Origin of the sequence: Lysobacter solisilvae (assembly GCF_016613535.2) — a bacterium.
Taxonomy (GTDB): Bacteria; Pseudomonadota; Gammaproteobacteria; order Xanthomonadales; family Xanthomonadaceae; genus Agrilutibacter; species Agrilutibacter solisilvae.
The window spans coordinates 171677-197298 of sequence record NZ_CP071518.1 but is presented as its reverse complement, the minus strand read 5'-3'; the positions used below and the strand labels follow the sequence as shown (position 1 = coordinate 197298).

19 protein-coding genes, 2 pseudogenes and 1 riboswitch are annotated in these 25622 nt (G+C 70.0%); of the genes and pseudogenes, 12 read left to right on the top strand and 9 right to left on the bottom strand.

Annotated features, from left to right (window positions below):
* Positions 1 to 419: 419 nt before the first annotated feature.
* The 4 genes and pseudogenes from I8J32_RS00895 to I8J32_RS00880 all read right to left on the bottom strand — a co-directional run bounded on the left by I8J32_RS00895 (position 420) and on the right by I8J32_RS00880 (position 5254).
* Positions 420 to 797: a prepilin-type N-terminal cleavage/methylation domain-containing protein gene (locus I8J32_RS00895; protein WP_200614212.1), complete on the bottom strand. Its 378-nt coding sequence runs from the start codon at positions 795 to 797 to the stop codon at positions 420 to 422.
* A 266-nt stretch (positions 798 to 1063) separates the two neighbouring features.
* The gene (locus tag I8J32_RS00890; RefSeq protein ID WP_200614210.1) at positions 1064 to 1798 is read right to left on the bottom strand and encodes a hypothetical protein; all 735 of its coding nucleotides are present in this window, start codon (positions 1796 to 1798) and stop codon (positions 1064 to 1066) included.
* A gap of 230 nt (positions 1799 to 2028) precedes the next feature.
* Positions 2029 to 3453, bottom strand: a pseudogene (locus I8J32_RS00885) (sigma-54-dependent transcriptional regulator).
* Positions 3454 to 3643: 190 nt separating this feature from the next.
* Positions 3644 to 5254, bottom strand: a complete 1611-nt coding sequence (locus I8J32_RS00880) for a sensor histidine kinase (RefSeq protein WP_200614206.1) — start codon at positions 5252 to 5254, stop codon at positions 3644 to 3646.
* 239 nt (positions 5255 to 5493) lie between these two features.
* Between I8J32_RS00880 and sucC the strand changes: the two genes are divergently transcribed.
* The 8 genes and pseudogenes from sucC (at position 5494) to I8J32_RS00840 (ending at position 16398) form a co-directional block, all read left to right on the top strand.
* Entirely contained in the window at positions 5494 to 6660 is a 1167-nt protein-coding gene (sucC, locus tag I8J32_RS00875) for an ADP-forming succinate--CoA ligase subunit beta (protein ID WP_200614204.1), read from the top strand.
* A gap of 10 nt (positions 6661 to 6670) precedes the next feature.
* Positions 6671 to 7546 carry a succinate--CoA ligase subunit alpha gene (gene sucD, locus I8J32_RS00870; protein WP_200614202.1) on the top strand — a complete coding sequence of 292 codons (876 nt, stop codon included), beginning with the start codon at positions 6671 to 6673 and terminating at the stop codon, positions 7544 to 7546.
* A 622-nt stretch (positions 7547 to 8168) separates the two neighbouring features.
* Positions 8169 to 8522, top strand: coding sequence for an endonuclease domain-containing protein (locus tag I8J32_RS00865; RefSeq protein ID WP_200614200.1), 354 nt, complete (start codon positions 8169 to 8171; stop codon positions 8520 to 8522).
* Positions 8523 to 9359: 837 nt separating this feature from the next.
* A riboswitch (cobalamin riboswitch) is annotated at positions 9360 to 9599 on the top strand.
* A gap of 252 nt (positions 9600 to 9851) precedes the next feature.
* Positions 9852 to 12368 (top strand): ribonucleoside-diphosphate reductase subunit alpha, encoded by a 2517-nt coding sequence (locus I8J32_RS00860; protein ID WP_245156378.1) that lies wholly within the window; start codon positions 9852 to 9854, stop codon positions 12366 to 12368.
* Positions 12369 to 12566: 198 nt separating this feature from the next.
* Positions 12567 to 13596, top strand: a pseudogene (locus I8J32_RS00855) (ribonucleotide-diphosphate reductase subunit beta).
* 134 nt (positions 13597 to 13730) lie between these two features.
* Positions 13731 to 14111, top strand: a complete 381-nt coding sequence (locus tag I8J32_RS00850; protein WP_245156461.1) for an acyl-CoA thioesterase — start codon at positions 13731 to 13733, stop codon at positions 14109 to 14111.
* Positions 14112 to 14340: 229 nt separating this feature from the next.
* Positions 14341 to 15978: an NAD+ synthase gene (locus tag I8J32_RS00845; protein ID WP_207526715.1), complete on the top strand. Its 1638-nt coding sequence runs from the start codon at positions 14341 to 14343 to the stop codon at positions 15976 to 15978.
* Positions 15979 to 16155: 177 nt separating this feature from the next.
* Positions 16156 to 16398: a hypothetical protein gene (locus tag I8J32_RS00840; protein ID WP_207526714.1), complete on the top strand. Its 243-nt coding sequence runs from the start codon at positions 16156 to 16158 to the stop codon at positions 16396 to 16398.
* A 61-nt stretch (positions 16399 to 16459) separates the two neighbouring features.
* On the opposite strand, the gene I8J32_RS00835 is transcribed toward I8J32_RS00840, so the two are convergent.
* Positions 16460 to 17434, bottom strand: a complete 975-nt coding sequence (locus tag I8J32_RS00835) for a PhzF family phenazine biosynthesis protein (protein WP_207526713.1) — start codon at positions 17432 to 17434, stop codon at positions 16460 to 16462.
* A gap of 216 nt (positions 17435 to 17650) precedes the next feature.
* Positions 17651 to 18526 (bottom strand): outer membrane protein assembly factor BamD, encoded by an 876-nt coding sequence (locus I8J32_RS00830; protein ID WP_200614190.1) that lies wholly within the window; start codon positions 18524 to 18526, stop codon positions 17651 to 17653.
* 104 nt (positions 18527 to 18630) lie between these two features.
* On the opposite strand from I8J32_RS00830, the gene rluD reads away from it, so the two are divergent.
* Genes rluD through I8J32_RS00810 form a run of 4 tightly spaced genes read left to right on the top strand, consistent with a single transcriptional unit; the run spans position 18631 to position 21440 of the window.
* Positions 18631 to 19608: a 23S rRNA pseudouridine(1911/1915/1917) synthase RluD gene (rluD, locus tag I8J32_RS00825; protein WP_207526712.1), complete on the top strand. Its 978-nt coding sequence runs from the start codon at positions 18631 to 18633 to the stop codon at positions 19606 to 19608.
* Between the two features lie 6 nt (positions 19609 to 19614).
* Positions 19615 to 20412 (top strand): peptidoglycan editing factor PgeF, encoded by a 798-nt coding sequence (gene pgeF, locus I8J32_RS00820; RefSeq protein WP_207526711.1) that lies wholly within the window; start codon positions 19615 to 19617, stop codon positions 20410 to 20412.
* A 1-nt stretch (position 20413) separates the two neighbouring features.
* Complete coding sequence (locus I8J32_RS00815) at positions 20414 to 20974, top strand: DUF4166 domain-containing protein (protein WP_200614184.1); 561 nt, start codon at positions 20414 to 20416, stop codon at positions 20972 to 20974.
* Positions 20964 to 21440 carry a thiol-disulfide oxidoreductase DCC family protein gene (locus tag I8J32_RS00810; protein ID WP_200614183.1) on the top strand — a complete coding sequence of 159 codons (477 nt, stop codon included), beginning with the start codon at positions 20964 to 20966 and terminating at the stop codon, positions 21438 to 21440. Before I8J32_RS00815 ends, I8J32_RS00810 begins: the two co-directional genes overlap by 11 nt.
* Positions 21441 to 21461: 21 nt before the next feature.
* Here I8J32_RS00810 and otsA read toward each other — a convergent pair whose 3' ends face one another.
* From otsA to otsB, 3 genes are read right to left on the bottom strand one after another with little or no spacing between them, the layout of a single operon-like run.
* Entirely contained in the window at positions 21462 to 22826 is a 1365-nt protein-coding gene (otsA, locus tag I8J32_RS00805; RefSeq protein ID WP_200614182.1) for an alpha,alpha-trehalose-phosphate synthase (UDP-forming), read from the bottom strand.
* Between the two features lie 40 nt (positions 22827 to 22866).
* Positions 22867 to 24648, bottom strand: a complete 1782-nt coding sequence (locus I8J32_RS00800; protein WP_200614181.1) for a glycoside hydrolase family 15 protein — start codon at positions 24646 to 24648, stop codon at positions 22867 to 22869.
* Positions 24645 to 25490, bottom strand: coding sequence for a trehalose-phosphatase (gene otsB / locus I8J32_RS00795; protein ID WP_200614180.1), 846 nt, complete (start codon positions 25488 to 25490; stop codon positions 24645 to 24647). The genes I8J32_RS00800 and otsB overlap by 4 nt, the downstream gene beginning before the upstream one ends.
* Positions 25491 to 25622: the final 132 nt, after the last annotated feature.

Sequence of the window (25622 nt, the reverse complement as noted above, 5' to 3'; positions counted from 1 at the left end):
AAGAGGGCACCCGGAGCTGATGGGCGAGGGGTGCGTGGGGCCGCCGGGCATGGCCAAGCATCTTGGCGTGCAGGACGCCCGGGCGGCTGGACCGTGATCTGCTGGGCGTAGGCCCGCCCTGTCGGAGCATCGGCAAGAGCGAAGCCGGGCTTTGGAATCGGCAAATCGAGAGCCCTGCAGGGACGGGCAGCTCTGCAGCACGCACCCGTCTGGGGCGGCGCTCGGCAGAAGCAATCCGGCCCGGGCAACGAAGTCGGCATGACACGCTCTGCGGCCTCGGTCTTGCCGATGATCTGAAAAAAGAAACCCCGGCCTAGGCCGGGGATCACGCAAAAAGCAACCCCGGCCCAGGCCGGGGATCACGCAAAAAGAAACCCCGGCCTAGGCCGGGGTTTCGGGACCACTCGCGTTGCGCAGTATTACTGCAGCGCGTCGCAGGCCTGGCCGTTGAAGCGGCCGTCGATCGAGGTGACCACGGCGCAAGCCCAGGTGATGCGGCCGACGCCGACCGGCAGGGTCGGGGTCAGGGTGACCGAGGAACGGCCGCTGGACGAGGTGGCCGTCAGGACGCCGGTCGCAGCAGCGCACGGGATCGCGACCAGGGTGCACAGCGGCTGGCCGCTGCCATGGTTCTCGCCGACCTTGATCTTCTCGCCGGCACCGCCGCCGATGGCGTTGGTGATGTCGGCCTTGGCGGTGTAGTCGCGGTACGCCGGCAGCGCGATGGCGGCGAGGATGGCGATGATGGCCACGACGATCATCAGTTCGATGAGGGTAAAGCCCTGCTGCTTCTTCATGGTAAATCCCCTAGGAGTGATTTTTGATAATTCACGTGCCGCATGGGCCGGCCTTCCGGTCCTTTGGGCAGCCGTGCAGTGCTGCACGTGCACGAGAATATACGCAGACGCCGTGCCAATACCGGCCAGCTGCCGTTCAGGGGGTCAAAATGACAAGTCGGTCACGGCGTTTCACGCGGGGCTGGCGAGCGGGGTGACGCTTAGCGTCAGGTTTTCCGATGACCCTGACGCAACGCGTCATCTTTGGCGATGGTCCCCCGCCAGAATCAGCGGGAAACGGTGATCGCGACGGGTCCAAGCACCGTGCCGTCGCTCCGCGCGACCAGCATCAAAGCCTGCCCCCGGGCCGACAGCACCGGCAGGACGCCGATCTGCTCCAGTGGACGACCGGTGGCCTGGGCCGCACGGGTGAGGCGCTCGCGGTCGTGCGGTGCCAGCCTGGCCGCGACGGCTGCCACGGGCTGGGCATTGGCCGCGATCCGGGCCGCCACGCTTTCATAGGGATGGAACTTGCCCGGGTTGCGATGGAAGTCGGTCAGTTCGGCCAGCTGGACCAGTTCGACCGTCGCATCCGGCACCCGCATGCCCACCAGGCGCGGACCCATCGCCGGCAGCCGGTTGTAGGGCGCGTGCGCCTGGGCGAGTTCGGCGGGCACCACCTCATGGGCGTACACGAGGGTGAAGCGCGTGTCCGACCCCACCAGGAAGACCGGCCGGGACTGCCAGGCCGTGTGCAGCCCGAAGACCAGCGCGGCCACCTGCAGCAACGCGATCACCGTCAGGTCGAACTTCAGGCTCTTCTTGCCCTGCTTGTAGACAAGCAGGGTGAGCAGAGGGCCGAGGACGAGGTCGATCCCGCCGAGCAGCAACAACAAGGTGCCGGCGCGGGCCATGCTCATCAGGCCCGGCGGATACCAGCGCCAGATCACGAAGGCGGCGATCAGGCCCAGCACCAGGGCGCTCAGGGACAGGTGGATGGCCGAGGCTTTCCAGCGGGTCATGGCGTGGACCGGTCCGGGACGTGGGAGGTGCGGGATTGTGCCGATCCCGCGCAGCGGGGAACAGGCCGGCGGCAGGACACCCGGATCGGGTCGCGGGTCGGCGCAAGGCCGTCAGACATCGGGCCGCGGTAACCAGCGAGCAGCCGGAGCCGACATGCAGGTGGGAACCGGACTCGCGCGCCGGTCGAACCGATGCCGGGCCGCGCGCGATCGCCCGGCCCGGTGCGCGCTCAGTCGATCCCGAGCTTCTTCAGCTTGTAGCGCAGGGCGCGGAAGGTGATGCCCAGCGCGGCGGCCGTGCGGGTCTTGTTGAAACGGTTTTCCTGCAGGGCCTGCTCGATCGCCTGCCGTTCCATCGCCTCGATGTATTCCGGCAGGCGGCTGGCGGCGGTGTCGCGGGGATTGAGGGCGCGCGGGTCGGCGGGCATGGCCGGCGTCGGCGGCAGCGGCGGTGGGGCAGCCACGTGCGGCGAGCCACCCGGGGAGACGGCACTGGTGCCGCCCGCTACGGGCAGGCGCAGGTCCTCGGCCTCGATGCGTTCGCCCTCGGCCAGCGCCATCGCGCGTTCCAGTACGTTCTCCAGTTCCCGGACGTTGCCCGGGAAGGGGTGCGCGCGCGCAGCGCCGCGAGGGCTTCATCGGACAGGACCGGCACCGGCCGGCCCTGCGCCGTCGACAGCCGCGTCAGCACCCGCTGGGCCAGGCCCGGCAGGTCTTCCAGGCGCTCGCGCAGCGGCGGCACCCGCAGTTCGATGACGTTGATGCGGTAGTACAGGTCGTGGCGGAAGCGGCCGTCGTCGACCATCGGCGCCAGGTTCTTGTGCGTGGCCGAGAGGATGCGCACGTCGACATTGAGTTCGGCGTTGGCGCCCACCGGACGGATCGACTTTTCCTGGATCGCGCGCAGCAGCTTGACCTGCATCGGCAGCGGCAGCTCGGCCACCTCGTCCAGGAACAGGGTGCCGCCATCGGCGGCCCTGGAACAGGCCGGGCTTGTCGGCGTGGGCGCCGGTGAAGCTGCCCTTCTTGTGCCCGAAGAACTCGCTTTCCATCAGTTCGGCCGGGATCGCGCCGCAGTTGACCGGCACGAACGGCCCGTTCGCGCGGGGGCCCTGTTCGTGGATCGTGCGGGCGACCAGTTCCTTGCCCACGCCCGATTCACCGGCGATATAGACCGGGGCCTGGCTGCGGGCGACCTTGGCGATGGTCTGGCGCAGGGCGGCGATCGCCGGCGAGTCGCCATAGAAGCGCGCGGCGACCGGGTCGACCGGCGTGCGGCGCTTCTCGCGCAGGTCCAGCGCGTGGCGGACCAGGTCGCGCAGGACGGACAGGTCGACCGGCTTGGCGACGAAATCGAAGGCGCCGGCCTTGAGCGCTTCCACCGCGGCCTCGACGTTGCCGAAGGCGGTGATCATCGCCACCGGCGTGTTGGGATGCTTCTGGGCGATCTCGGCGACCAGCTCCATGCCCGAGCCGTCGGGCAGGCGCATGTCGGTCAGGCACAGATCGTAGGTGTGCGCGGCCAGTTGCGCGCGCGCATCGGCCAGGGTGGCGGCGGTATCGCACCGCAGGCCCATGCGCCCAAGCGTCATCACGAGCAGCTCGCGGATGTCGCGCTCGTCGTCGATCACCAATGCGCTGCGTGTGTCGCTCATCCAGTCCTCCCTCGGACACCCGACCGACACGATAGCGGAAGCGCGTGGCCCGGGCCAAGCGAAGCGGCCCCCGCCGGCATTAAGGGTTGCGGTGCGGGCGCGCGCCGCTCGAGCGGATCCGCCGCACCGTGACGCACGGCGCGGACACGCGGTCCCGCGGCATGCGCCGCCCCGGTCAGCGCGGCCACGCTCAGCGCGACAGCAGCGGGCTGGGGGCCGCCATCTGGATGCGGAAGCACGCGCCACCGCCGGGCATCGCCACGTATTCCAGGCTGGCCTGGTTGGCCCGGCAGAGTTCGCGCGCGATGTACAGGCCCAGCCCGGTGCCGTGGCCCGAGGTGGTGAAGAACGGCCGGAACAGCTGGGCCACCACGCCTTCCGGGACGCCCGGGCCACGGTCGCGTACGTCGATGACCGGTGCTCCCGAACTGTCGGCCTGCACGTGCACCGTGACCCGCGCCGCCTGGCCGGGCAGGCGCCCGTAGGTCAGGCCGTTGTAGACCAGCGCGGTGAGCACCTGGTGCAGCTGGCGCGGGTCCACCATGGTGTTGAGCGACTGCGCGGACCCGGTGGCGCGCACGGTGTCGTGTTCCAGCGGGTGGCTGGCGGCGTAGTCCTCGACGAAGCGCCGCACGAAGGCGACCAGGTCCACGTGCTCGGGCTTGGCCGACTCGCGGCGGGCCAGCCCCAATACGTTCTCGACGATGCCGTTCATGCGCTGCCCCTGCTGTCGCACGATTTCCAGCAGCCGCAGGTCGGCCGTGGACAGGTCCTGGGACTCCTCCAGCAGCTGCACCGCGTAGTTGATGGCGGCCAGCGGATTGCGGATCTCGTGGGCGAGGCTGGCCGAGAAGCGGCCCAGCGTGGCGAGGGTCATCGATTCGGCCTGGCGGGAGACGATGCTGGTGTCGTCGAGGAAGATCAGCACCTGCTCGCTGCCCGCGCGCAGGCGGGTAAAGCGCGGCACCACGTGCGGCAGGTCGGGCGCCAGCTGCAGCGGCGTGTCGTCGCTGGCGCCGGTCTCGCGCCACGCCGTCAATCGCCTGAACAGCGGCGGCGAGGCCAGGCTGAGGTCGCGCCCCTCCCCGGGATGCTGGCCGAAGTCGCTCAGCAGCAGCATCGCCGCTTCATTGGCCAGGCGCAGGTGGTTGCGGCCGTCGAGCAGCAGCACGCCGGTGCGCAGCCGGCGGATGATCAGCTCGTTCACCTCCGACAGCGACGCGGCGTCCGCGCCGCTGCGCTCGGCCTGCGCGAAGCTCTCGCGCATGTGCCGACCCAGGATGTTGGTAAGGGTGGCGATGGCGAGGTAACCCACGGCCAGCATCAGCGGCTCGCCGACGCCCGCCGGCGTCTGCGGATCGATCAGCGAACTCCAGGCGTACTCGCCCACCAGCACCAGCGCGGCGATGGCGGCCACCGACAGGCCTATCCGCATCGGCAGCAGCAGCGAGGCGGCGCCGACGTTGAACATCAGCATCAGCGCGATGCCCGTCCCCGAGCCCGGCAGGGCATGCACGGCCAGCGCGCCGAAGAACAGGTCGCAGGCCACGCCGACCAGCGCCTGGGTGCGCAGGTCGCCGCGGCGGCGCAGGGCGAACAGCACGCACGCGATGAACAGGTAGGCGATGGCGACCGCGCGGCCCAGCAGCTCGAAGCGCGGCGGCGGCACGTAGTCCTGGACCGGACCGAACAGCAGGAATGTCAGCAGCGCCGCTTCGAGCAGCCGGTACAGGGCGATGAAGTGCAGCTCGCGGCGCAGGGCGCTGTCGGCTTCGGAACTGGCGGCGGCGGCGAGGGGCAAGCGCAAGCGTCCTGCGGTGCGATGCGGCGAGTATAGGGGCGGGGATTCTGTCCGGAATGCCGCCCCGACCTGGCCGCCAGGCGCGCTGCGCGCGGCCGGGCCCGCTCCGCAGCCCCTCGCCGAGGGCGCCGTCGGGGCTTTTTGCCCCTGCCGCCCCGATCGGCGACAATGCCGCCCCCCGCGCAGCGGCCGTCAGGCCGTGCTCCGTGCGGGATTCTCTACCTTCCCCTCGGTGACGCATGAATTTCCACGAATACCAGGCAAAGCAGCTCTTTGCCGATTACGGCATTGCGGTCCCGGCCGGGCGCGTCGCGCGCACGCCGGAAGAAGCCGTCGACGCAGCCAAGGCCATCGGCGGCGACTTCTGGGTGGTCAAGGCCCAGATCCACGCGGGCGGCCGCGGCAAGGCCGGTGGCGTCAAGCTGGCCAAGACCTTCGACGACGTGCGCGCCTACGCCAAGGGCATGCTCGGCACGAAGATGGAAACCTACCAGTCGGCGGGCGTCGCCCTGCCGGTGGACAGCGTGCTGGTGACCCAGGCCACCGACATCGCCCAGGAGCTCTACCTGTCGGTGCTGGTGGACCGCTCGAGCAAGGCGATCACCTTCATCGCCTCGGCCGAAGGCGGCGTGGAGATCGAGAAGACCGCCGAGGAAAACCCCGACGCGATCAAGACGCTGCACGTGAACTACGTGCAGGGCCTGCAGCCCTACCAGTGCCGCGACATGGGCTTCGCCCTGGGCCTGAACGCCAAGCAGGTGGGCCAGCTGACCAAGATCATGCTGGGCCTGGCCAAGCTGTTCAACGAGAAGGACCTGGCCCTGGTGGAACTCAATCCGCTGGCCATCCTCACCGACGGCAACCTGGCCGTGCTCGACGGCAAGATCAACTCCGACGACAACGCCACCTTCCGCCATCCCGAACTGGCCGCGATGCGCGACATCCGCCAGGAAGACGAGACCGAGGTGCTGGCCAGCCAGCACGACCTCAACTACGTCACGATGGACGGCAACATCGGCTGCATGGTCAACGGCGCCGGCCTGGCGATGGCGACCATGGACGTGATCAAGCTCAACGGCGGCGAGCCGGCGAACTTCCTCGACGTCGGCGGCGGCGCCACCAAGGAGCGCGTCACCGAAGCCTTCAAGCTGATCCTGCGCGACCCGGACGTGAAGGCCATCTTCGTCAACATCTTCGGCGGCATCGTCCGCTGCGACATGATCGCCGAGGGCATCATCGCCGCGGTCAAGGAAGTGGACGTCAAGGTGCCGGTGATCGTGCGCCTGGAAGGCACCAACGTGGAAGCCGGCAAGGAAATGCTGAAGAACTCCGGCCTGGCGATCATCGCCGCCGACGACATCAACGACGGCGCCAAGAAGGCCGTCGCGGCCGCGTCCGGCAAGTAAGGAACAGCACATGTCCGTCCTGATCAACAAGAACACCAAGGTCATCGTCCAGGGCTTCACCGGCTCGCAGGGCACCTTCCACGCACAGCAGATGCTCGAGTACGGCACCCAGGTCGTCGGTGGCGTCACGCCCGGCAAGGGCGGCACCCAGCACCTGGGCCTGCCCGTGTTCAACACCGTCGCCGAAGCGGTCAACGAGACCGGCGCCGACGCCTCGGTCATCTACGTGCCGCCGCCGTTCGCGGCTGACGCGATCCTGGAAGCGGCCGACGCCGGCATCAAGGTCATCGTGTGCATCACCGAGGGCATCCCGGTGCTGGACATGCTGCGCGTCAAGAACACGCTCAATGGCTACGACGACGTCGTGCTGGTCGGTCCGAACTGCCCCGGCGTGATCACGCCCGGCGAGTGCAAGATCGGCATCATGCCCGGCCACATCCACATGCCCGGCAAGATCGGCATCGTCTCCCGCTCCGGCACGCTGACCTATGAAGCGGTCAAGCAGACCACCGACGTGGGCCTGGGCCAGTCGACCTGCATCGGCATCGGCGGCGATCCCATCAACGGCACCAACTTCATCGACGCGCTGAAGTGGTTCCAGGACGACCCGCAGACCGAAGGCATCATCATGGTCGGCGAGATCGGCGGCAGCGCCGAAGAGGAAGCCGCGGAGTTCATCTCGCAGTACGTGACCAAGCCCGTCGTCGGCTTCATCGCCGGCGCCAGCGCCCCGAAGGGCAAGCGCATGGGCCACGCCGGCGCGATCGCGTCCGGCGGCAAGGGCACGGCCGAGGGCAAGTTCGAGGCCATGGAAAAGGCGGGCGTCACCACGGTGAAGTCCCCCGGCGACCTGGGTGCCGCGATCGCCGCGCGCCTGGCGAAGTAAGCACGCCGCCAGCGGGAATGGGGAAGGCCGCCTCCGGGTGGCCTTTTTCTTTGGGGGCGCGCCTGCTCGGGGGGGCGGACGGTCGCGCGGATCAGCTTCCTCCCCGCTTGCGGGGGAGGATTGAGGTGGGGGCGACGATCGCCGCAGACCCAGCCCCGAAACCGTCCAAAAAAGACTCGCGAGTTACCGAAAAAGACTCGCGCGCGTCCAAAAAAGAGTCGCCCGCGTCCAAAAACGAGACGCTCGCGTCCCGAAAAGACTCGCTCGCGTCCGGAAAAGAGACGCGAGCGTCCAAAAAAGACTCGCGGGCGTCTGAAAAAGAGTCGCGCGCGTCCAAAAAAGAGTCGCGAGCGTCTGAAAAAGACTCGCGCGCGTCCAAAAAAGAGTAACTCGCGGGCAAAAAAGAGACGCCCGCGTCCGGAAAAGAGTCGTCCGCGAGCAGAAACGAGACGCCGCCAGCCCGGTCTGAAACCTCCCGGAAAAGAGCGCCCGGCAGCGCGCCTGCCCGCGTCGTCCATCCCCGCCCGGCATGGAAGTCGGCGTACGCCTGCGCGGGAAGTCCGCCGACTGACCGTCGCAGCGCCGCAGACCACGCTGATCCGCCCACCTTGCGAGCGCACGGATGCGCCTGTCCCGCACGACCCAGAACGCCCGCGCCCTCCGGCGCCTTATGACCGACGCCGAGCGCCGCCTCTGGCGCGTGCTGCGCCACCGCCAGGTACAGGGCTGCCGGTTCCGGCGCCAGCACCCCATTGGCCCCTACATCGCCGACTTCGCCTGCCTGGAACGCGGCCTGGTCATTGAAGTCGACGGCAGCCAGCACGCCGTCAGCACGACCGACCCGACCCGCGACGCCTACCTCCGCCGTCACGGATACCGGGTGCTCCGGGTGTGGAATCACGATGTGCTCCAGAACATCGAAGGCGTCTGCCAGGTGATCGCGCAACTGCTGGGCGCCGGCCATGTGGCCCCATAAGCATGCCGACCGCGAGGCCCCTTCCCCCGCCCCGGGTCTGCCCCTTCCCCCGCTCCGGATCTGCCCCTTCCCCCGCTCCGCGGGGGAAGGCTGGGATGGGGGCGAAGGTCGCCGCGCCATCACCCCAAATGCGAAAGTCGCTCCTGCTCCAGAAGCGACGCGACCGTCGGCCCCCACCCCAACCCTCCCCCGCGGAGCTGGGGAGGGGGCAGGAGCACCCAACCGCGACGATCAGCCCCTTCCCCCGCTGTGCGGGGGAAGGCTGGGATGGGGGCGAAGGTCGCCGCGCCATCACCCCAAAGCGAAAGTCGCTCCCGCTCCAGAAGCGACGCGACCGTCGCCCCCACCCCAACCCTCCCCCGCGCAGCGGGGGAGGGGGCAGAAGCGACCGCTCCTGCTCCAGAAGCGACGCGACCGCCGGCCCCCACCCAAACCCTCCCTCGCGCAGCGGAGAAGGGGGCAGGATCAACCGATCGCGACGATCAGCCCCTTCCCCCGCTGTGCGGGGGAAGGTTGGGATGGGGGCGAAGATCGCCGCGCAATCACCCCAAAGCGAAAGTCGCTCCTGCTTCTAGAAGCGACGCGACCGTCGGCCCCCACCCCAACCCTCCCCCGCGAAGCGGGGAAGGGGGCAGAAGCAAGCGGCTCCTGCTTCTAGAAGCGACGCGACCGTCGGCCCCCACCCCAACTCTCCCCCGCGAAGCGGGGGAGGGGGCAGAGGCAAGCGGCTCCTGCTTCAGAAGCGACGCGACCGTCGGCCCCCACCCCAACCCTCCCCCGAGAAGCGGAGGAGGGGAAGGACCCGCATATTGTGTTGACCAATCACCACGCCCCCACTATCTTGTGGTCGTCGATGGTGCCGACCCGGCCACGGGAAGGCTTAAAGGGAATCCGGTGAGGCCACCCGAGGCGGGGTGCCGATTCCGGAGCTGCCCCGCAGCGGTAACTGGTAACGACCCGCGTCAACGGCACTGGCCCCCTTCGGGCTGGGAAGCGACGCGCAGTAGGCAACGACGACGGGCTCGCCCCGCCGTCCCGACCGGAAGCCCGAAAACCTGCCACGACCGGTCGCAGCGATGCGTCCGATTGGCGAGGCGTCTCCGCGGGGAGCGACGGTCGACCGCCCGGGCCGTGCCCGGAGGGGAGGGGCCCGGCCCCGATCGCCCGGCAGGACGCCAGCGGTCTCCCCATCTGCGTCGTCCGTCGTGTTTCGTGTGGATGCCGGCTCGCCCGAGGGGGCGAGGGCCGGTGTGCACGCCTCGACGGTCCCCCGATCGCAGGCCGTGCGACCGCTTTCGCTTCTTCTCCCAGTCCTTGGAGAGGAAAGCCATGAACACATCCGCCACCGTCGACGCCGTCCTGGCCGACCCCGCCACCGTCGAAGCCTGCGCCAGCCCCGACGGCACCGCTGCCAACCGTGCCGCCCACGGCAGCCAGAACCCCCACGGCGATCCCGCCACCACCCAGGCCAGCTTCGCGCTCACCCCGCCGCACGCCGCGGCCACGATGGCCGTCACCAAGCGCGACGGCCGCCGCGAGCCGGTCGACGTGGGCAAGATCGTCCGCGCGGTGACGCGCTGCTGCGACGGGCTCAACGACATCGATCCGATGCGCGTGGCGCTCAAGACCATCGCCGGCATCTTCGACGGCGCCACCACGCGCGAACTGGACGAACTGTCCATCCGCACCGCCGCCGCCTTCACCGCCGAGGAACCGCAGTACGCACGCCTGGCCGCGCGCCTGCTCGCCGGTTACATCGACAAGGAGGTTGCCGGCCTGGGCGTGCACTCGTTCTCGCAGTCGATCGTGCTCGGCCACGAACTGGGCCTGATCAACGACCGCGTACGCGAGACCGTCGAGACCCACGCGCGCAAGTTCAACGACGCCATCGACACCGCCCGCACCCAGCGCTTCGAGTACTTCGGCCTGCGCACGCTCTACGACCGCTACCTGCTCAAGCACCCGCAGCGGCGCAGCGTGATCGAGACGCCGCAGCAGTTCTTCATGCGCATCGCGGTGTCGCTCACGCAGTCCCCCGCCGAGGCGCTGGAGCTGTACCGGCTGATGTCCAGCCTGGATTACATCCCCAGCTCGCCGACGCTGTTCAACTCGGGCACGCGCCACGAGCAGCTGTCCTCGTGCTTCCTGCTGGACTCGCCCCAGGACAGCCTGACCGACATCTACGCCCGCTACGGCGATGTCGCCCAGCTGTCCAAGTTCAGCGGCGGCATCGGCGAGGCGTATTCGCGCATCCGTTCTCGCGGCTCGCTGATCCGTTCCACCAACGGGCGCAGCAACGGCATCGTGCCGTGGCTGAAGACGCTCGACGCCTCGGTGGCGGCGGTCAACCAGGGCGGCAAGCGCAAGGGCGCGGCCTGCATCTACCTGGAAACCTGGCACGCCGACATCGAGGAGTTCCTCGAGCTGCGCGACAACACCGGCGACGAGGCGCGGCGCACGCACAACCTCAACCTGGCCAACTGGGTCCCCGACCTGTTCATGCAGCGCGTGGAAGCCGACGGCGACTGGTCGCTGTTCGATCCCTACGCGGTGCCCGCGCTGCCCGACCTGTGGGGCGAAGCCTTCGAGCGCGCCTACGTGCAGGCCGAGCAGCAGGGCCTGGCCATGCGCACGGTGAAGGCGCGCGAGCTGTACGCGCGGATGATGAAAGTGCTGGGCGAAACGGGCAACGGCTGGATGACCTTCAAGGACGCCTCCAACCGCACCTGCAACCAGGTCGGCCCCGGCCGCACCGTGCACCTGTCCAACCTGTGCACCGAGATCCTTGAAGTCACCTCCGCCGAGGAAACCGCGGTGTGCAACCTGGGCTCGGTGAACTTGGCCCAGCACGTGGCCACGCTCGAGGACGGCGCGGCGGCCTTCGACTTCGACAAGCTCGCCCAGACCGTGCGCGTGGCCGTGCGCCAGCTCGACCGCGTGATCGACCTGAACTTCTATCCGATCGAATCGGCGCGCCGTTCCAACCTGCGCTGGCGCCCGGTCGGCCTGGGCGTGATGGGCCTGCAGGATGTGTTCTTCAAGCTGCGCCTGCCCTTCGATTCGGAGCAGGCGCTGCAGCTGTCCACGCGCATCGCCGAGCATGTCTACCTGCATGCGCTGGACGCGTCCTGCGAGCTGGCACAGATGCACGGCGCGCACCCGACCTGGAGCGAAACGCGCGCGGCCACCGGCGCGCTGCAGTTCGACCTGTGGGGCGTCACGCCCACGCAGACCGACGCCTGGGACGCGCTGAAGGCGCGCATCGTCCAGCACGGCCTGCGCAATTCCCTGCTGATCGCCATCGCGCCGACGGCGACCATCGCCTCGATCGCCGGCTGCTACGAGTGCATCGAGCCGCAGGTGTCCAACCTGTTCAAGCGCGAGACGCTGTCGGGCGACTTCCTGCAGATCAACCGCTACCTGGTGGACGAACTGAAGAAGCTGGGCCTGTGGACGGAAGCCACGCGCGACGCGATCAAGCTGGCGGAAGGTTCGATCCAGAACGTGGCGGGCATTCCCGACCCGCTCAAGGCCGTCTACCGCACGGCCTGGGAGCTGCCGCAGAAGGCGCTGATCGACCTGGCCGCCGCGCGCGGCCCGTACTTGGACCAGTCGCAGTCGCTCAACCTGTTCCTGGAGAGCCCGAACATCGGGCGCCTGTCGTCGATGTACATGTACGCGTGGAAGTCGGGCCTGAAGACCACCTACTACCTGCGTTCGCGCCCGGCCACGCGGATCGCCAAGGCCACCGTCACCGCGGCGCCCGTGTCGACGCCCGCGTACACGGACCAGCAGGCACTGGCCTGTTCGCTGGAGAACCCGGAGTCCTGCGAGGCCTGCCAGTAGCGCTTCACCGGATGCATCGACGCCGCGGCCACCACCCGGATGTGGCCCCGCATGGAAGCCGGACGCCCGTCGATGCATCCGATCCATCTTCCACGTTCCTCTTTTCCTCTCCGCGCGGGCGCTGCCGGAAGGCACCCCCCCGCTGCCCGTCCCGCGCCCGTCGCGGGGAGGATTTTTCCCATCCGATCCGGAGCCTCCATGTCCGCCGCCCTGTCCGCCGCGACCCAGCAACTGCTCGACCCGGGCTTCGCCCTCACCCTGCGACCGATGCGCTACCCGCAGTTCTACGAGATGTACCGCGACGCGATCCGCAACACCTGGACCGTGGAGGAGATCGACTTCGGCATCGACCTCAATGACCTGCGCAACAAGCTCAGCGCGGCCGACCGCCACCTGATCGAGCGCCTGGTGGCCTTCTTCGCCACCGGCGACTCGATCGTCGCCAACAACCTGGTGATCAACCTCTACGAGCACGTCAACGCGCCCGAGGCGCGCATGTACCTGTCGCGGCAGCTCTACGAGGAAGCGCTGCACGTGCAGTTCTACCTGACCCTGCTGGACGCCTACATCCCGGATCCGGCGCGCCGCGCAGAGGCCTTCGCCGCGATCGACAGCATTCCGTCCATCCGCGCCAAGGCCGCGTTCTGCTTCAAGTGGATGGACTCGGTGCAGTCGCTGCGCAGGCTGGAAACGCGCGAACACCGCCGGGCCTTCCTGCTCAACCTGATCTGCTTTGCCTGCTGCATCGAAGGCCTGTTCTTCTTCGCGGCCTTCGCCTACGTCTGGTTCCTGCGTTCGCGCGGCCTGCTGCCCGGCCTGGCCGCCGGCACCAACTGGGTGTTCCGCGACGAGTCCGGGCACATGGCCTTCGCCTTCGAGGTGATCCACACCGTCCGGCTCGAGGAGCCCGGCCTGTTCGACGCCGACATGGAGGCGCAGGTGCGCGCGATGCTGCGCGAAGCGATCGAGGTCGAATCGGGTTTCGCCGACGACGTGCTGTCCGGTGGCGTCAACGGCCTGTCGGCACTGGAGATGCGCCAGTACCTTGGAATACGTCGCCGACCTGCGCCTGTCCGCGCTGGGGCTGGCGCCGGAATTCGGCGCGCGCAATCCATTCGCGTTCATGGACCTGCAGGACGTGCAGGAGCTGACCAACTTCTTCGAACGGCGCGTGTCGGCCTACCAGGTGGGCATCAGCGGCGCGGTGGGGTTCGACGATGCCTTCTGAAGCGACGACTGCTGAAGCGACGGCTACTGAAGCGACCGAAGCGACGGCTTCTGAAGCTCCGACTTCTGGGGCGATGTCCTCGAGACCTGATCCGGAGCGCGGCCACGCGGGCGACGCGACGGCGCCGGCGGCGGATCCCAGGGCCAGCCGCACCGCGCGAAGCGCGCCTGTGGGAGATCGTGTTTCCCGACCACGCCAACCACCTGGGCACGCTGTTCGGTGGCCAGGCGCTGGCGTGGATGGACAAGGCGGCCTTCATCGCCGCCACGCGCTTCGCCCGGCGCACGGTCGTCACCGCGCGGTCGGAGCAGGTGGATTTCCGCGTCCCCGTGCGGCAGGGGCAGCTGGTGGAGCTGGTGGCCCGCGTCGGCGAGGTGGGCCGCAGTTCCATGCAGGTCGACGTCGAGCTGTACACGGAGGATCCGCACGCCGGCACGCGCCACCTGTGCACGAGCGGCCGCTTCGTGATGATCGCGCTGGACGCCAATGGCCGGACGGCGCCGATCGCGGGGTAGGGCAGCGAGTTGGGGGCAGCGGCAGGGGAAACGAGGCCTGCTTCCCGCGGGTGAGGCCCCGGGTGAGTCGCGGCCAGGCGCGGCGTTCACCGCAAGCCGCGCAACCTCGCCGGCGCGCGACGGGCGTGCGCGAGGCCGGTAATTCCGCCGCTGGCGGCCGCGCCCTGGCTCGACCGTACCGCCACGGCGGGCGCGATACTATGCCGCCCCCTGATACCGCGGATGCAAGATGGCCAAGGCACTGAGGATCGCGCTGGCGCAGTTCGACTTTCCGGTGGGCGCGATCGAGGCCAACGCCGCCCGCATCGGGCAGATGATTGCGGTCGCCCGCGACGAACACCGGGCCGACATCGTGCTGTTCCCGGAACTGGCCCTGTGCGGCTATCCGCCGGAAGACCTCCTGCTGCGGCCGTCGTTCCTTTCGCAGTGCGATGCCGCCATCGCCCGCATTGCGCGCGAGGCGCGCGGCATCGTCGCCGTGGTCGGCTGGCCGCAGGCCGCGGGCGCGGTGGTGTACAACGCCGCCAGCGTCCTGCGCGACGGCGCCATCGCCCAGACCTACCGCAAGCGCGAGCTGCCCAACTACGCCGTGTTCGACGAGCGGCGGTACTTCGACGTGGATCCCGACCGCGACGACTGCGTGTTCGACGTGGACGGCGTGCGCGTGGGCCTGATCATCTGCGAGGACGTGTGGTTCGCCGAACCGCTGGCCAGCACGGTGCGCGCCGGCGCGGAACTGGTGCTGGTGCCCAATGCCTCGCCGTTCGAGCGCGACAAGCACGCCCAGCGCGACGCGCTGCTGGCCCAGCGCGTGCAGGAGAGCGGCGTCGCGGTGGCCTATCTCAACGTGGTCGGCGGGCAGGACTCGGTGGTGTTCGACGGCGCCAGCGTGCTGGCCGACGGCGACGGCCGCGTGCATGCGGCGGCGAAGGCCTTCGAGGACCACTGGCTGGTCGCGGACTTCGACCCGGCCACCCGCGGCTTCACGCCGGTGGCCTGGCCGGCCGAGGACGACGAAGGCCGCGACGGCCTGGCCTGGCGCGCGATCGTGCGCGGCACGCGCGACTACTGCGCGAAGAACGGCTTCACCAAAGTGTGGCTCGGCCTCTCCGGCGGCATCGACTCGTCGCTGGTGATGGCCGTGGCGGTGGACGCGCTGGGCGCCGACAACGTCACCGCCGTGCGCATGCCCTCGCGCTACACCGCGGACCTGTCCAACGACCTGGCCAGCGAGCAATGCCTCCGGCAGGGCGTGCGCATGGTCACCGTCCCCATCGAGAAGCCCTTCCAGGGCTACCTCGACGCGCTGGCGGAGGTGTTCGACGGCGCCGCGCCGGATGTCACCGAGGAGAACCTGCAGTCGCGCGCCCGCGGCGCGCTGATGATGGCGCTGTCCAACAAGTTCGGCGGCCTGCTGCTGACCACGGGCAACAAGAGCGAGTACGCGGTCGGCTACGCGACCATCTACGGCGACATGTGCGGCGGCTACGCGCCGATCAAGGACCTCTACAAGACCGAGGTCTACGCCCTGGCGCGCTGGCGCAACGCGATGGCCGGCGAGCCGGTCATTCCCGTCGGCGTCATCGATCGTCCGCCATCGGCCGAACTGCGCGACAACCAGAAGGACGAGGACTCGCTGCCGCCCTACGACGTGCTCGACGCGATCCTGCTGCGCCACGTCGACATGGAGCAGTCGGGCGAGGAGATCATCGCCGCCGGCTTCGACCGGGCCACGGTGGAGCGCGTGTTGAAGCTGGTGCGGATCAGCGAGTGGAAGCGCCATCAGGCCGCCCCCGGACCGAAGGTGTCGCGCCGGGCGTTCGGCCGCGAACGCCGCTACCCGATCACCAACGGGTTCAGGGAATGAGGTTGCGGCACGTGGTGTCGCTGCTGGCGCTTTTGTCGGGACTGCCGTTGGCGCTGCTGCTGGCGGGCTGCACCTCGCATGCGCCGGCCATGGGCGGCGCGATGCCGGCGGCGGCGACGCCGTCAGATCCCCCGAGACGTTTCCCCGCCCGCGGACGACTGCCCCATCCCCGGCGAGATGGCGCACTGGCAGGCCGACTACTGCATGGCGCAGGTCGGCACCGACGACATCATCGCGGCGGGCCCCTGCCTGGAACGCGAGTCGGCCGTGCGCTTCCGCAGCGCGTGCAGCGCCAAGCAGCACTACAAGGCGGGGCTGTGCGAACAGGTGATCGCGAATGGATCCCGCGGCGGCAGCGTCGAGGCCTGCGTGGCCGATCCGGAGTTCGCCGGACGCACGGTGCGCGACGGCGGGGCGTGACGCTTAGCCCCCTCCCCCGCTCTGCGGGGGAGGGTTGGGGGGGCGCCGATCGCGGTTGCACTCAAGTACGGCGCGATTGATCGCTTTTGCTTTGAGCGTTGTCGGGATGGCGGCGATCGGTGACTCCCCCATCCCAACCTTCCCCCGCGAGCGGGGGAAGGGGCCAGGAGCAAGCGGGGAAGGGGCGATCGGTCAGCCCACGATCTCCACCGCCTGACCCGTCACCTCGATCCCGCCCTGCAGGCCGATGTCGACCACCAGCCGGCTGGGGCGGCCCATGTCCTCGCCCTGCCACACCGTCACCGTGGCCGGCGGTGCGACCAGGGCCCAGTTCGCGCAGGTAGGCGCCCAGCGCGGCTGCGGCCGCACCGGTGGCCGGGTCCTCGACCACGCCGCCCACCGGGAACGGGCCGCGTGCATGGAAGACCGTCGCCGATTCGCGCCAGATGACGATGCCACCCTGCAGGTCATGCGTGTTGCACCACGCCAGCAGGCCTTCGAAGTCGTAGTCCAGCGCCGCCAGCTGCGCGCGCGTGCGTACGCCGACGATGAATTCGCGTCCGCCGGCGTAGGCGATGCGCGTCGGCAGCCCGGGATCGAGCGCGTCCGCGTCCAGCCGCAGCACGTGGGCCAGCGAAGTGGCCAGGTCCGGGACCTCCGATTCCACGTACGGCTCCACGCTGGTGAGCGTGGCCGCGGCGATGCCGTCGTCGATGCGGGTGGCCACGCGGACCTCGCCCGCGCGGGTGTGGAAACGCAGCCGGCCGGGACCGGCGCGCTCGGCCAGGGCCGCCGCCGTGGCGATCGTGGCGTGGCCGCAGAAGCGCACTTCGCCGGTCGGCGCGTAGAAGCGCAGGTCGAATTCGTCGTCGCCGCGCGGCGACAGGAACGCCGATTCGGAGTAGCCCAGCCGGGCGGCGACCGCCTGCATGGCGGCCGCATCGAGGCCGCGTGCGTCGAGCACGACGCCGGCCGGGTTGCCGCCGCGCGGGTCCGCGGTAAAGGCGCTGTAGTGGAGGATCTGGGGTTCGTGCATCGCGGGCTCCTGGGCCTGTCCGCGCTCCCGGGGGAGGGCGGACGCTGGGGGTAGGGGCCCAGTGTGCGCGGTGGGCGGGCCATGGGCGCGCCCGGCGGGGGATGCTGTTTTGCCCGGTTCGCCCTGTCCAATCCGAACGCCGCCCCGAGGGCGCTGCCCAGACGAAAACGCCGCCCCGAGGGGCGGCGTTCCGGTGATCAGGCGAGCAGCCGACGATCAGTCGTCGTCGTTGTCATCCATCTCCAGCGGCGACTTGTCGCCGGCGAAGGGGTTGAGCTTGCGCAGCGTGCTCGGATAGTCCGGCCAGTCGTCGCCGGTCAGGTACGGGTGGTTAGGGTCGTTCTGCTGCAGGACGCGGCGGGCGTCGTCGGCCAGCGCCTTGTTGCCCAAGCCGGTGTAGGCCACCGCGAGCGTCGCCACGGCATCGCTCTGGTACTTGCTTTGCGGATACACCTCGAGCACGCGCTTGGCGCGGTCGGCGGCGGCGACGTAGGCCGTCCGGCGCAGGTAGTACAGCGCGACGTCCAGTTCGTGGCGCGCGAACAGGTTGCGCAGGTCGGCCATGCGGGCGCGCGCGTCGTCGGCGTAGCGGCTGTTCGGATAGCGCTCCACGACGATCTGGAAGTCGTTGAAGGCCTGCTGCGGCGTGGCCAGGTCGCGCCGCGAGGCGTCGAGCTTCCACACCTTCTGCAGGAACACCGTCTGCCGGCTGGAGTCGGTCAGGCCGCGCAGGTAGTACATGTAGGCGGTCTGGCGGTGGGTCGGGTAGGTGCGGATGAAGCGGTCGATGCTGCTGATCGCGTCGTCGTGCTTGCCGGCCTTGTACTGGGCGTAGGCGGTTTCGATCAGCGCCTGCTCGGTGTACGGGCCGTAGGGGTACTGGGCGACCAGCCGCTTGAAGGTGTTCTCGGCGCCGGCCCAGTTGCCGCGGGTCATCGAGCGGTGGCCGCGGTCGTAGAGCGTCTCCACCGGCTGGCCCTCGTCCGCGTCCTTGTCCTTGAAGGCTCCCTTGATCGACTTGCAGCCGGATCCGGCGAGAACGGCGATCAGCAGCAGCAGGAGCGGCAGGACACGAAAAGAGCGTGGGGTCATGGCGTGGGACGCAGGGGGCACGAAACCCGGATAATAACAGCCTGGGGCCCCGGCCCCTGAACCATCGCACCGCGTCGCCCTCCTTTCCCTCCGAGCCGCCCCCCATGACCGGCCCCGCTTCCACCCTTTCCGCGACTGTCCCCGACAGCAGCGCCGGCCGCCGTTTCGACGCGGTGCTGGCGGACCTGTTCCCCGACTATTCGCGTTCGCGCCTCTCGGCCTGGATCAAGTCCGGCGACGCCCTGCTCGATGGCCAGTCCGCCCGCCCGCGCGATCCGGTACGCGGCGGCGAGACGGTCACCGTCAACGTGGTGCTGGAGATCCAGACCCACAGCGCGCCGGAGGACATCGCGCTGGACGTGCTGTACGAGGACCAGCACGTGTTCGTCATCGACAAGCCGGCCGGCCTGGTCGTGCATCCCGGCGCCGGCAACCCGGCCGGCACCCTGGTGAATGCGCTGCTGCACCGCGACGCCTCGCTCAATGCGCTGCCACGAGCCGGCATCGTGCATCGCCTGGACAAGGACACCTCCGGCGTCATGGTCGTCGCGCGCACCCTGCCTGCGCACACGGCGCTGATCGAGCAGTTGTCCTCGCGCGAGGTGCATCGCCAGTACCTGGCCGTGGTCGTGGGCGCGCTGGTATCGGGCGGCACCGCGAACGCGCCGATCGACCGGCATCCCCGCGACCGCATCCGCATGGCCGTGCGCGAGGATGGCCGCGACGCGGTCACCCATTTCCGCCTGCGCGAGCGCTTCCGCGCACACACGCTGCTCGAGTGCCGCCTGGAAACCGGTCGCACCCACCAGATCCGCGTGCACATGGCGCACCTCAAGCATCCCATCGTCGGCGATCCGCTCTACGGCGGCCCGCTCAAGCTGCCGCGCGGCGCCACGCCGGAGCTGATCGAGGCCCTGCGCGGTTTCCGTCGCCAGGCGCTGCATGCCGAAACGCTGGAGTTCGCCCATCCGGTGAGCGGGCAGGCCGTGCGCTGCACGGCCCCGGTGCCCGACGACCTGCGCAACCTGGTCAAGCATCTGCACGACGACACCGCCGCCGCCAAGGCGGCCGGGCGCGGCTGAGGGCCGATGGACGCCGCGTTCCTGCATGCGGACTGGCCTGCGCCGCCGGGCGTGCGGGGGTTCACCACCCTGCGCTCCGGGCCCGGAGGTTCCGGACCAGGCACGTCCGCGCCGCCGTTCGACCGTTTCAACCTGGGCCTGCGCTCCGGCGACGACGCGGTCACCGTGCACCGCAACCGCGACGCGCTGCGGGAAGCGGCCGGCCTGCCGGCCGCGCCGCACTGGCTGGCGCAGGTGCACGGCACGCAGGTGGTGCGCTTCGACGCGCCCGCGTCGCCCACCGCCGACGGGGATTGCCGGTCGATGGAGCCCGAGGCCGATGCCGCGGTGACCTCCGTGCCGGCCTGCGTGCTGGCGATCCTTACCGCCGACTGCCTGCCGGTGCTGTTCGCAGCGAAGGACGGCCGCGAAGTGGCCGCCGCGCATGCGGGCTGGCGCGGCCTGTGCGGCGGAGTGCTGGAAGCGACATTGGCCGCGATGCGCACGCCGCCGGACCAGGTCATCGCCTGGCTGGGCCCGGCCGCCGGGCCGGGCGACTACGAGATCGGCGTGGAGGTGTACGACGCCTTCGTCTCCCGGGACTGGAGCGCCGGCGAGGCCTTCACCGTGACGCGCCCGGACCACTGGCGCGTGGACCTGTACGCCCTCGCGCGACGCCGCCTCACGCAGGCCGGCATGGCGGCCGCCGACATCCATGGCGGCGGGCTGAGCACGATCGCCGAGCCCGCGCGCTTCTATTCGCATCGCCGCGACCAGCGCACCGGGCGCATGGCCTCGCTGGTGTGGATCGCGCCGGCGCGCTGACATGGCCCGCGACCTTCCGGCGAGCGTGACACCGGCAGCCGCCGCCCCGATCTTCCCGCGCCTGCTCGGCGCGCGTTTCGACAACCTGCCGCCGACCGTGCGACGCCTGCACGTCCGACCGGGCCTGCAGCGCTGGCGCGGCGAAGTCGAAGTGGAGCGCGGTCGCGGCTGGCTGTCGCGCCTGTGCGCATGGGCGACGCGCCTGCCGCCGGCGGGGCGGGGCCCGATCGTGGTGGACATCGATGCCGCGCCGGAGCGCGAACAGTGGACGCGCCACGTCGCCGGCCACGCCATGCGGTCCACGCTGCGAGCCGAGCGGGGCCTGCTGTGCGAGCGCCTGGGCCTGGTGGAATTCGGATTCGTGCTGGATGCGGCCGACGGCGTGCTGCTCTGGCGTGTCGCCCGCGTGCGCGCCTTGGGCGTGCCGCTGCCGGCGCGCTGGTTCGACCAGGTGGTCGCGCGCGAGTTCGAACGCGACGGCCGCTACGGCTACGACGTGGCCGCGCACCTGCCGCTCGCCGGCCTGCTCGTGCATTACCGGGGGTGGCTGGATGGCGCCTGAGGCCGGTCAGGTGGCCGTGGTCGACCCGGTTCAGGCCGCGGACGTGCGAGCGACCGCGCCGGACGCGCCGGCGGCCGCGGTGATCGTCTTCGACGGTGTCTGCGTGCTGTGCAACGGCTGGGTGCATTTCCTGTTGCGGCATGACCGCAGGGCGCGCTATCGATTCGCCGCCATGCAGTCGGGCTCGGGTCGCGCGCTGCTGGACGCGCATGGCCTGGATCCGGATGCCCCGGCCTCGCTGCTGCTGCTCGAGCATGGCCGCGCCTGGACCGACACCGACGCCATCGTGCGCGTGATCGGCGGGCTGGGCGGTGCATGGCGGTGCGCCCGCCTGCTGTCCGTGCTGCCCCGGCCGCTGCGCAACCGGCTCTACCGCGTGCTGGCGCGCAACCGCTATCGCTGGTTCGGCCGCCGGGATGCCTGCCTGGTGCCGACGGCGGAGCACCGCCACCGTTTCCTGCCGTAGGCCGCTACGGCGCGGCCCTGCTCAGGCTGAGCGCAGCGCCGCCAGGAAATCCTGCCGCCAGGCGGCGATGTCGTGCTTCTCGATGCAATCCATCATGACCCGCCAGCGTGCCAGCCGTTCCTCCAGCGGCATGGTCAACGCCGCGGCGATGGCATCGGCCACACCGTCGACGTCGTAGGGATTGACCTGCAGGGCGTGGGTGAGCTCGCGCGCCGCGCCGGCGAAACTCGACAGCACCAGCACGCCCGGATCGGCCTCGTCCTGCGCGGCGACAAACTCCTTGGCCACCAGGTTCATGCCGTCGCGCAGCGGCGTCACCAGGGCCACCCGCGCCAGGCGGTAGAAGCCGGCCAGCGTGGCGTGCGGGTAGTTGCGGTTGACGTAGCGAACCGGCGTCCAGTCGGCGTCGGCGTGCCGGCCGTTGATGTGTCCGGCCAGCCCCTCCAGTTCCTGCCGAAGCTGGCGGTATTCGGGCACGTCGCCGCGGGACACCGGTGCGATCTGCAGGTAGGTCAGCCGGCCGCGCAGTTCCGGATGCCGCTGCAGGAAGCGGGAGAAGGCGCGGAACCGCTCCGGCAGGCCCTTGGAGTAATCCAGCCGGTCCACGCCGATGGCCAGCGAGCGCCTGGACAGGCTCGCGGCCAGGCGCTTCACGCTGGCCTTGCCCACGGCTTTTTCGGCCAGCGACCGGATATGCGCCGTGTCGATGCTGATCGGAAACGCACCGGCCCGCAGCCGGCGGCCCAGCGCGGTTTCCAGCACACCGTGCTCGATCACCTGGCCATGCCCGAACAGGCGCACATAATCCTGGAAGCGCTCCAGGTCGCGCTCGGTCTGGAATCCCACCAGGTCGTACGCCGACAGGCCCTCGAACAGCCGGCGATGGTCGGGCAGCGCTGCCAGCAGGTCGGAGGAGGGCATCGGCACGTGCAGGAAGAAGCCCAGCCGGCAACGCACACCGCGCTCGCGCAGCAGCTGCGCCAGTGGGATCAGGTGGTAGTCGTGGATCCACACCACGTCGTCGGGCCGCAGCAGCGGCGCGAGCTTCTCGGCGAACAGCGCATTGACGCGCAGGTAACCGGCATAGGTCTCGCGGCTGTAGTCGACCAGGTCCATGCGGAAATGCAGCAACGGCCAGAGCGTGCGGTTGGCGAAGCCGTCGTAGTAGTCGCCGGCGTCCTGTTTCGACAGGTCGATGGTGAGGAATTGGACGTTGCCCAGCCGTTGTTCGTGCATCTGACCGGATTCGGCCGCGATTTTCCCGCTCCAGCCGAACCACAGGCCGCCGGCTTCCTCCATCGAGGCCTTGAGCGCGATGGCCAGCCCGCCGGCGCGGGCTTCCTCCGGTAGTGCGACGCGGTTGGACACCATCACCAGGCGGCCCATCGCGCCCTCCCTGCGGTGGCTTTGGGTGCCTGCAGCGCCCTCACGTGGCGTCCGTCCACGGACGGCTCAAGCGCATCGCGGCGATGATCAGGCCCACGTGCGAATAGGTCTGCGGGAAGTTGCCCCAGGCCTGCGCGTCCTCGAAGGTGAGGTCCTCCGACAGCAGGCCCAGGTGGTTGCGCTTGGCCAGCAGGCGCTCGAACATGTCGCGCGCCTCTTCCTTGCGGCCGATCGCGGCGAGCGCGTCGATGTACCAGAAGGTGCAGATGGTGAAGCTGGTTTCCGGCGTGCCGAAGTCGTCCGGCGCGGTGTAGCGGAACAGCGCGTCGCCGCGCTTGAGCTCGCGGCCGATGGCCTCCACCGTGGCGACGAAGCGCGAGTCGTGCGGCGCCACGAAGCCCAGGTCGGCGAGCAGCAGCAGCGAGGCGTCGAGCCGGTGGCCGCCGAACACGTCGACGAAGTGGCCGCGGCGCAGGTCGAACGACGACTGCAGGATGTGCTCATGCATGGCCTCGGCGCGATCGCGCCAGAAGGACGCGCGATCATGCAGTTGCAGGTGCCAGGCGATCCGCGCCAGGCGGTCGCATGCGGCCCAGCACATCACCGACGAGTAGGTATGGACCTCGGCGCGTCCGCGGAACTCCCACAGTCCGGCGTCGGGCTGGTCGTGCATCGCGAAGGCACGCTCGCCGACCGGTTCCAGGCGCCGGAACATCGCCGCGTCGCCCGGCCGCCCGAGGCGGCGATCGAAGAACAGCTGGGTCGAGGCCAGCACCACGCTGCCGTAGACGTCGTGCTGCCGCTGCAGCCAGGCCAGGTTGCCGCGCCGCACCGGCCCCATGCCGCGGTAGCCGGTCAGCGTCGGCACTTCCTCCTCGGCCAGCTCGGCCTGGAAGCCGATGCTGTACAGCGGTTGCAGCGCACCGGACTCGAAGGTGGCCAGGTTGAACAGATAGCCCAGGTATTCCTCCATCGTGCGCGTCGCGCCCAGGCGGTTTAGCGCGCGCACGACGAAGGCGGCGTCGCGCAGCCAGCAGTAGCGGTAGTCCCAGTTGCGCACCGTATGCGGGGCTTCGGGGATGGAGGTGGTGATCGCCGCCACGATTGCGCCGGTGTCCTCGTACTGGCACAGCTTGAGCGTGATCGCGCTGCGGATCACGGCTTCCTGCCATTCCAGCGGGATCGAGAGGTTGCGCACCCATTCGCGCCAATAGGAGATGGTGCGGTCCTCGGCGGTGCGGACATAGGCGGCCACCGATTCAGTGAGCGATTCGTCCGCGCCCAGCACCAGGTGGAGTTCGCGGTCGAGCACGAACGGCAGGCCGTCGAGGATCATCCGCACCGGCGCGTCGCTGGTCAGGCGCAGCGTGAAGCCCGGGATGAGGAAGCGGATGTGGTTGCTGCCCCAGGTGGTCTCCGGCACGGCGGCGCCGTAGTCGCGCAGCGGGCGCAGGCGCACGCGGATGCGCGGGCTGCCCGACAGCGGGCGCACGCGCCGGATCAGCATCACCGGATGGTAGAAGCGGTCGAACCACTTCCAGCGGGGCGCGAAATCGATGACCTCGATGGCATTGCCCTGGCCGTCGCGCAACACCGTGCGCAGCACCGCGGTGTTCTCGATGTAGTGCTGCTCGGCCGAGGTCATGCCCTCCAGTTCGATGGCGTAGTCGCCACCGTCGTGGTCGCGTGGAGACAGCAGGGCGCAGAAGACCGGGTCGCCGTCGAAGGCGGGCACGCAGCCCCACACCACGCGGCCCTGCCGGTCGATCAGTGCCGCGATGGTGCCGTTGCCCACCACGCCAAGGTCGAGGGTTGCCGTCATCGGATCGTCTCCCTGGTGGCGCCCACCGCAAGCTCGTCCGCCGTCGCTTCGCGCGGGCCGGGCTGCGGTGTGGTGGGGCGGGTGGGTGTGTCCGGGCCGAGCAGCATCGCCGCCTGCGCCAGCCAGCGGCGGACGTGTGCCGGGTCGCGCAGCCCATACATGGCCGCGGTGGGTTCGCGGTGGCCCACGCGCACGCTCAGGCCATGCCGCAGGTTGACCGCGTCGAAACCGTGCTCGTCGGTGAGATCGTCGCCGACGAACACGGGCAGGCGTCCCTGGAACGCCGGCGACTGCAGCATCGCCAGGATGCCGTCGCCCTTGTCGTGGCCGTCCGGGCGCAGTTCGACGACGTCATGGCCGGGCTGCAGCTGGTAGCCGGGCAACTGGATGAGCGCCGAATGCGCGAATTCGCGCAGCGGCTCCTCGGCGGCGGGCGCATTGCGCCAGTGCAGCGCCAGGGTCAGGCCTTTGTCCTCGACCAGCGCGCCAGGGAATTTCGCGCACAGCGCCAGCGCGCCTGCGCAGACCACGGCCCATTCGTGTGGCGCCGCGTGGACGCTGACGCCAGCGTCGCGCCGCTGCAACCCATGCAGTCCGATCGCCGGCAGCACCAGCGGCGCGAACAGCGCATCGAGGGTTTCCAGGCGGCGTCCGCTCACCAGTCCCAGGGCGCCGCCCAGCGCGGCGTGAAGGCGGGCCAGGTCGTCCACCAGGCCGTCGGGCACGCGCACCCCGTCCGGATGAGGTGCGAATTCCAGCAGGGTGCCATCCACATCCAGCAGCAGGGCCCAGTCGCGGGCGGGGGATGGCGGAGGCGGCAGGCGGTCGGGGTCTGCGCTCATCCACGCATCTTGAACAGACGCATGTAAGCATCGGGTGGACGCTTGAATCGGGCGGCCCCGGGCCGCATCTGGTGAGCATCGCGGCCGCAGCGCCGTTTCCCCGTACTTCGCCAGGTATTTCCCGGGAATCCC